The following is a 7,753-nucleotide window of genomic DNA, read 5'->3' as shown; positions in this document are numbered from 1 at the left end:
CGTTAGCGGGCGGAAGCTCTGCACTTGCTTCAAGGGAACGCCATAGGCCGGCAGGACGTGGTCGCGGCCCGCGCCGCTCCTACCCTGCGACAGGACGCCGCTTGGATGGACGGTGTCGGCGTTGTTGTTTCGGCGGGTCTCGGGGTCGCGACGGACGTCGCTCCTACGGAGGCGGCGGCGGCGATTAAGGTCCGGAATCGAAACAGGCGCTGGAGTTAATGGCCTGGGATTAAGTGCAGGGTATGAAGTCGCTAAAACGCGCACAAAGAAAAACGCCGCAACCTGATGGTTGCGGCGTTTTAGGGTAAAGCCCCTGGCGATGACCTACTCTTGCATGGCTTAGGCCACACTACCATCGGCGCATGTGCGTTTCACTTCCGAGTTCGGGATGGGATCGGGTGGTTCCACACAGCTATTATCACCAGGGAGAGGGTGGAGGGTCGCAGGCTTCGGTGTATTGAAGTAGCGCACACGCTCTCGTTGGGTTGCTTCAGACGGGATGGACTCCGTCATCGGCGAATAAGTTGGAATGTAGCGAACAGTATTTGGAAGAAACGTCTTGAACGTGTCAATGAAGCCAAGGCAACTTGAGGTTATATGGTCAAGCCACACGGATCATTAGTACAGGTTAGCTCAATGCGTTGCCGCACTTACACACCCTGCCTATCAACCACCTAGTCTTGATGGTTCCTTTAGGGGACTTAAAGTCCCGGGAGATCTCATCTTGAGGCGCGCTTCCCGCTTAGATGCTTTCAGCGGTTATCGCTTCCGAACATAGCTACCCGGCAGTGCCACTGGCGTGACAACCGGAACACCAGAGGTTCGTCCACTCCGGTCCTCTCGTACTAGGAGCAGCCCCTCTCAAATCTCCAACGCCCACGACAGATAGGGACCGAACTGTCTCACGACGTTCTGAACCCAGCTCGCGTACCACTTTAAATGGCGAACAGCCATACCCTTGGGACCGACTACAGCCCCAGGATGTGATGAGCCGACATCGAGGTGCCAAACACCGCCGTCGATATGAACTCTTGGGCGGTATCAGCCTGTTATCCCCGGAGTACCTTTTATCCGTTGAGCGATGGCCCTTCCATACAGAACCACCGGATCACTAAGACCTACTTTCGTACCTGCTTGATCCGTCGATCTTGCAGTCAAGCACGCTTATGCCTTTGCACACAGTGCGCGATGTCCGACCGCGCTGAGCGTACCTTCGTGCTCCTCCGTTACACTTTGGGAGGAGACCGCCCCAGTCAAACTACCCACCATACACGGTCCCCGACCCGGATTACGGGCCTAGGTTAGAACGTCAAGCACGACAGGGTGGTATTTCAAGGATGGCTCCACCACAGCTAGCGCCATGGTTTCATAGCCTCCCACCTATCCTACACAGACGAACTCAACGTTCAGTGTAAAGCTATAGTAAAGGTTCACGGGGTCTTTCCGTCTTGCCGCGGGAACGCTGCATCTTCACAGCGATTTCAATTTCACTGAGTCTCGGGTGGAGACAGCGCCGCTGTCGTTACGCCATTCGTGCAGGTCGGAACTTACCCGACAAGGAATTTCGCTACCTTAGGACCGTTATAGTTACGGCCGCCGTTTACTGGGGCTTCGATCAAGAGCTTCGCCTTGCGGCTGACCCCATCAATTAACCTTCCAGCACCGGGCAGGCGTCACACCCTATACGTCCACTTTCGTGTTTGCAGAGTGCTGTGTTTTTGATAAACAGTCGCAGCGGCCTGGTCACTGCGGCCCCTCCCAGCTATTCACCAGAAAGGGCGCACCTTCTCCCGAAGTTACGGTGCTATTTTGCCTAGTTCCTTCACCCGAGTTCTCTCAAGCGCCTTAGAATTCTCATCCTGCCCACCTGTGTCGGTTTACGGTACGGTCTGCGTAAGCTGAAGCTTAGGAGCTTTTCCTGGAAGCGTGATATCAGCAGCCTAGTCCAAAAGGACCGGTCCTTAGTCTCAACGTTGCCCCCCCGGATTTGCCTAAGGGGACCGCCTCAACTCTCTCACCAGGACAACCAACGCCTGGCCTGCTTAACCTTCTCCGTCCCTCCATCGCACTTACGCGAGGTGCAGGAATATTAACCTGCTTCCCATCGACTACGCATTTCTGCCTCGCCTTAGGGGCCGACTCACCCTGCGTCGATTAACGTTGCGCAAGGAAACCTTGGGCTTTCGGCGTGCGGGCTTTTCACCCGCATTATCGTTACTCATGTCAGCATTCGCACTTCCGATACCTCCAGCGGACTTCTCAATCCACCTTCAACGGCTTACGGAACGCTCCTCTACCGCGCATCACAAAGTGATGCACCCCAAGCTTCGGTTTATCGCTTAGCCCCGTTAAATCTTCCGCGCAGACCGACTCGACCAGTGAGCTATTACGCTTTCTTTAAAGGGTGGCTGCTTCTAAGCCAACCTCCTGGCTGTCTGTGCCTTTCCACATCGTTCACCACTTAGCGATAAATTTGGGACCTTAGCTGTGGGTCTGGGTTGTTTCCCTTTTCACGACGGACGTTAGCACCCGCCGTGTGTCTCCCGGATAGTACGTACTGGTATTCGGAGTTTGCCATGGTTTGGTAAGTCGCAATGACCCCCTAGCCATAACAGTGCTCTACCCCCAGTAGTATTCGTCCGAGGCGCTACCTAAATAGCTTTCGAGGAGAACCAGCTATCTCCGGGTTCGATTAGCTTTTCACTCCTAATCACACCTCATCCCCTACCTTTGCAACGGGAGTGGGTTCGGGCCTCCAGTTGATGTTACTCAACCTTCACCCTGGGCATGACTAGATCACCCGGTTTCGGGTCTACTGCCCGCGACTATGCGCCCTTATCAGACTCGGTTTCCCTTCGCCTCCCCTATACGGTTAAGCTTGCCACGAACAGTAAGTCGCTGACCCATTATACAAAAGGTACGCAGTCACTCCTTGCGGAGCTCCTACTGCTTGTACGCACACGGTTTCAGGGTCTATTTCACTCCCTTCACCAGGGTTCTTTTCGCCTTTCCCTCACGGTACTGGTTCACTATCGGTCGGTCAGGAGTATTTAGCCTTGGAGGATGGTCCCCCCATGTTCAGACAGGGTTTCTCGTGCCCCGCCCTACTCGATTTCATCGCATCAGCCCCTTCGCATACAGGGCTGTCACCTTCTATGGCCGAGCTTTCCAACTCGTTTTGCTGAAGCTGATGCAACTTAAGGGCTAGTCCCCGTTCGCTCGTCACTACTTAGGGAATCTCGGTTGATTTCTTTTCCTCCGGGTACTTAGATATTTCAGTTCTCCGGGTTCGCTTCCAGCAGCTATGTATTCACTGCAGGATACCTATTGCTAGGTGGGTTTCCCCATTCGGACATCGCGGGATCAATGCTTATTGCCAGCTCCCCCGCGCTTTTCGCAGGCTGTCACGTCCTTCATCGCCTCTGACCGCCAAGGCATCCACCGTGTGCGCTTATTCGCTTGACCATATAACCCCAAGTTGCCTCAGGATTATTGATTTACGAACAAATCAACAACTTCAAATGTTAGGGCCTCTTGGGCCCCGCCTTAGCCTCACGACACGTTTGGACATTCCGTCTCAAAACGCTCGCTACATTCCAGTTTTTCAAAGAACACTTCAAAGGCTTCAGCGCCTTCGAAGTTTCAAATCTTTATGTGTGCGCAGTTCAGAGTTTTGTCTCGCTCCAGCTTTCGCCAGGGTGGTGGGTCTGGGAGGACTCGAACCACCGGCCTCACCCTTATCAGGGGTGCGCTCTAACCACCTGAGCTACAGACCCAATTCGTCCCTAAGGACTACTTACTGGCTAGGTGGTGGAGCTTGTCGGGATCGAACCGACGACCCCCTGCTTGCAAAGCAGGTGCTCTCCCAGCTGAGCTAAAGCCCCATCGAAACGGGACGACTCCTCGATCACCCCAAGGCGATCGGGAACTCTGAAATGCAGGTCACTTGTGCGGACGTCTGGACAGGCAATTAACTGTCTTTTTGTCTCTAAAGGAGGTGATCCAGCCGCACCTTCCGATACGGCTACCTTGTTACGACTTCACCCCAGTCATCGGCCACACCGTGGCAAGCGCCCTCCCGAAGGTTAAGCTACCTGCTTCTGGTGCAACAAACTCCCATGGTGTGACGGGCGGTGTGTACAAGGCCCGGGAACGTATTCACCGCAGCAATGCTGATCTGCGATTACTAGCGATTCCGACTTCACGGAGTCGAGTTGCAGACTCCGATCCGGACTGAGATAGGGTTTCTGGGATTGGCTTGCCCTCGCGGGTTTGCAGCCCTCTGTCCCTACCATTGTAGTACGTGTGTAGCCCTGGTCGTAAGGGCCATGATGACTTGACGTCATCCCCACCTTCCTCCGGTTTGTCACCGGCGGTCTCCTTAGAGTTCCCACCATTACGTGCTGGCAACTAAGGACAAGGGTTGCGCTCGTTGCGGGACTTAACCCAACATCTCACGACACGAGCTGACGACAGCCATGCAGCACCTGTCTCACGGTTCCCGAAGGCACCAATCCATCTCTGGAAAGTTCCGTGGATGTCAAGACCAGGTAAGGTTCTTCGCGTTGCATCGAATTAAACCACATACTCCACCGCTTGTGCGGGCCCCCGTCAATTCCTTTGAGTTTCAGTCTTGCGACCGTACTTCCCAGGCGGCGAACTTAACGCGTTAGCTTCGATACTGAGAGCCAAGTTGCTCCCAACATCCAGTTCGCATCGTTTAGGGCGTGGACTACCAGGGTATCTAATCCTGTTTGCTCCCCACGCTTTCGTGCCTCAGTGTCAGTGCTGGTCCAGGTAGTCGCCTTCGCCACAGATGTTCCTCCCGATATCTACGCATTTCACTGCTACACCGGGAATTCCACTACCCTCTACCGCACTCTAGTAAGCCAGTTTCCAATGCCATTCCCAGGTTGAGCCCAGGGCTTTCACATCAGACTTAACAAACCACCTACGCACGCTTTACGCCCAGTAATTCCGAGTAACGCTTGCACCCTTCGTATTACCGCGGCTGCTGGCACGAAGTTAGCCGGTGCTTATTCTTCCGGTACCGTCATGACCTCGGGGTATTAACCCGAAGCTTTTCTTTCCGGACAAAAGTGCTTTACAACCCGAAGGCCTTCTTCACACACGCGGCATGGCTGGATCAGGCTTGCGCCCATTGTCCAATATTCCCCACTGCTGCCTCCCGTAGGAGTCTGGACCGTGTCTCAGTTCCAGTGTGGCTGATCATCCTCTCAGACCAGCTACGGATCGTCGCCTTGGTGGGCCTTTACCCCGCCAACTAGCTAATCCGACGTCGGCTCATCTATCTGCGCGAAGCCCGAAGGTCCTCCGCTTTCACCCGTAGGTCGTATGCGGTATTAGCGTAAGTTTCCCTACGTTATCCCCCACAAATAGGCAGATTCCGACGTATTCCTCACCCGTCCGCCACTCGCCACCCAAGGAGCAAGCTCCTCTGTGCTGCCGTTCGACTTGCATGTGTTAGGCCTGCCGCCAGCGTTCACTCTGAGCCAGGATCAAACTCTTCACTTAAATGTTTCGATTCCAGCCTTGCGGCTTTCATCAATGCTTTGAGTGCAGACTTCGCCCCAGGCCCTCATTACTCAATTACTCGCATTTGCATGCTTTCTTCAATCATTTGGACTCTGTTACGAACGTCTGCAAGATGGACAATCATCCACCCGCCAGACGCCCGCACAAGTCACCTGCGCACACTGTCAAAGATCGTCGAAACCGGCCTCAGCGCCTTGTTTCGTGCTCGTCACCGAAGTGCCCGAGCGAGCCGCACACTATACAGCAGTTTTCGTGAACGTCAACACCTGTCCGCGAAACTTCTTGCTGCTTCCCGACTCGCCGTCCGCTTCGTTTTTCCGAAGCTTCCGTCTCACCGGGCCGCGCATCTTACAGCATGTTTTCGACTCGTCAACACTTATCGAAACCGCCGTTTTCTGCGCCCCGCCAACCTTACAAACCGGTCAGCGGGCCGCGCATCTTACAGCAATGTTTCAGACCGTCAACACCTGTCGAAACCGCCCTTTCTGCGCGCCCCCGCCAATCGATACATCCGGTCAGCGGGGCCGCGCATTATGCATACATGAACAGGGCTTGGGAAGCGATTTCGAAAAAAATGAACAGGGAATTTCGCGGCCGCGGTGGAAAGCCTTATGCGACGGGCTTAACGCGTGGTTTGCGACCTGGGTCGGCCCTCACCCCGCCCCTCTCCCGCAGGCGGGAGAGGGAGAAGAACACCGCTAGAGGGATGCACCTCGCCGCTTGAGTGGCGTATCGCAGGCCCGGGGCTCATCGGCGGCGCCGGCATCCGCAAGCGTCGCAATGCAGCCAGCCGCCCCTCTGCTCATGCGGCGACCAGGCGAACCCGGGCGAAATTGCGCTTGCCCACGGCAAGCACGCCCTCGAACCCAGGGGTGAATACCTGCTGCGGGTCTTCTATGACGTTGCCGTCGACCTTCACCGCCCGCTCCTTGAGCTTGCGGTTGCCTTCGGCATTGCTCGGCATCAACCCGGCGGCCACCAGCAAGGCGGCAATACGCAGCCCCTCGGCCGGCACGCCGACGTCGGTCAGCGGCAGGGAGGCGATATCGCCCTCGCCGCGCACTGCGGCATTCCAGCCCGCCATGGCCTGCTCGGCGGCCTGAGCCCCATGGAAGCGGGCGGCCAGTTCGCGCGCCAGGCGCATCTTGAGGTCGCGCGGGTTGAGCTGGCCCGCGGCGATCTCGTCTTTAAGACGGGCCGCCTCGGCGATGCCGATCTCGAAGCTCAGCAGGTCGATCCAGCGCCACATCAGCACGTCGTCGATCTTCATCGTCTTGGTGACGATGTCGATGGCCGGCTCGTTGATGCCTATGTAGTTGCCGAGCGACTTGGACATCTTGTTGACGCCGTCCAGGCCCTCCAGCAGCGGCATGGTCAGGACGATCTGGGCCGGCTGGCCGTGGTGCTCCTGCAGGCCGCGCCCCATCAACAGATTGAATTTCTGGTCGGTGCCGCCGAGTTCGACGTCGCACTGCAGCGCCACCGAGTCGTAGCCCTGCACCAGCGGATACAGGAATTCGTGGATCGCGATCGGCTGCTGGGCGGCGTAACGCTTGGCGAAATCGTCGCGTTCGAGCATGCGCGCGACCGTGTGCTGGGCGGCGAGCTTGATCATGTCGGCCGAACTCATCTGGCCGAACCATTCGGAATTGAAGCGGACCTCGGTGCGCTCCTTGTCCAGCACCTTGAACACCTGGTCGGCATAGGTCTGGGCGTTGGCGAGCACGTCTTCGCGGGTCAGCGGCTTGCGGGTGACGTTCTTGCCGGTCGGGTCGCCGATCATTCCGGTGAAGTCGCCGATCAGGAAGATCACCTGATGGCCCAGGTCCTGGAACTGCCGCATCTTGTTGAGCAGCACGGTGTGGCCGATGTGCAGGTCGGGCGCGGTCGGGTCGAACCCGGCCTTGATCCGCAGCGGGCGGCCCCCGGCCTTCATGGATGCGGTGAGGCGGGCTTCGAGCTCCTCACGCTTGAGGATTTCGTCGGCGCCGCGGGCGATCAGGTCGAGGGCTTCTTGTACGGATGAGGACACGTGGGGACTCGCTCGGCGGCCACGCCCCGGAGTGCGAACGCGGTCACGGATTCAGGTTAATTGGGAGTTAAACGAAACTGGGCCGGCTGGAGACAAAAACCCCATTCAGCTCAAGGGTTTGACGCGTACTACTCGTGTGACTATGGTAACGCCGCTACGCGGCCT

General features: G+C 56.9%; 1 protein-coding gene, 2 tRNA genes and 3 rRNA genes. All 6 read right to left on the bottom strand.

Going from position 1 to position 7,753, the window contains the following annotated elements; translation table 11 throughout:
• Positions 1–311: 311 nt before the first annotated feature.
• Positions 312–426: ribosomal RNA gene (rrf, locus tag ACTJJK_RS15265) — 5S ribosomal RNA — on the bottom strand.
• Positions 427–597: 171 nt separating this feature from the next.
• Positions 598–3,465: ribosomal RNA gene (locus tag ACTJJK_RS15260) — 23S ribosomal RNA — on the bottom strand.
• Between the two features lie 234 nt (positions 3,466–3,699).
• A tRNA-Ile gene (locus ACTJJK_RS15255) sits at positions 3,700–3,776 on the bottom strand.
• 32 nt (positions 3,777–3,808) lie between these two features.
• Positions 3,809–3,884, bottom strand: a tRNA-Ala gene (locus ACTJJK_RS15250).
• A gap of 106 nt (positions 3,885–3,990) precedes the next feature.
• Positions 3,991–5,535: ribosomal RNA gene (locus tag ACTJJK_RS15245) — 16S ribosomal RNA — on the bottom strand.
• The 16S, 23S and 5S rRNA genes sit together here with 2 tRNA genes alongside, the layout of an rRNA operon.
• An 823-nt stretch (positions 5,536–6,358) precedes the next feature.
• Positions 6,359–7,588: a tyrosine--tRNA ligase gene (gene tyrS, locus ACTJJK_RS15240; RefSeq protein WP_031371319.1), complete on the bottom strand. Its 1,230-nt coding sequence runs from the start codon at positions 7,586–7,588 to the stop codon at positions 6,359–6,361.
• Positions 7,589–7,753: the final 165 nt, after the last annotated feature.

Source organism: Lysobacter sp. 22409, assembly GCF_052045105.1.
In the GTDB taxonomy this organism is placed as follows: domain Bacteria; phylum Pseudomonadota; class Gammaproteobacteria; order Xanthomonadales; family Xanthomonadaceae; genus Lysobacter; species Lysobacter antibioticus_B.
The sequence above is the reverse complement of the archived record's forward strand: the minus strand, read 5'-3'. Positions and strand labels throughout refer to the sequence as shown.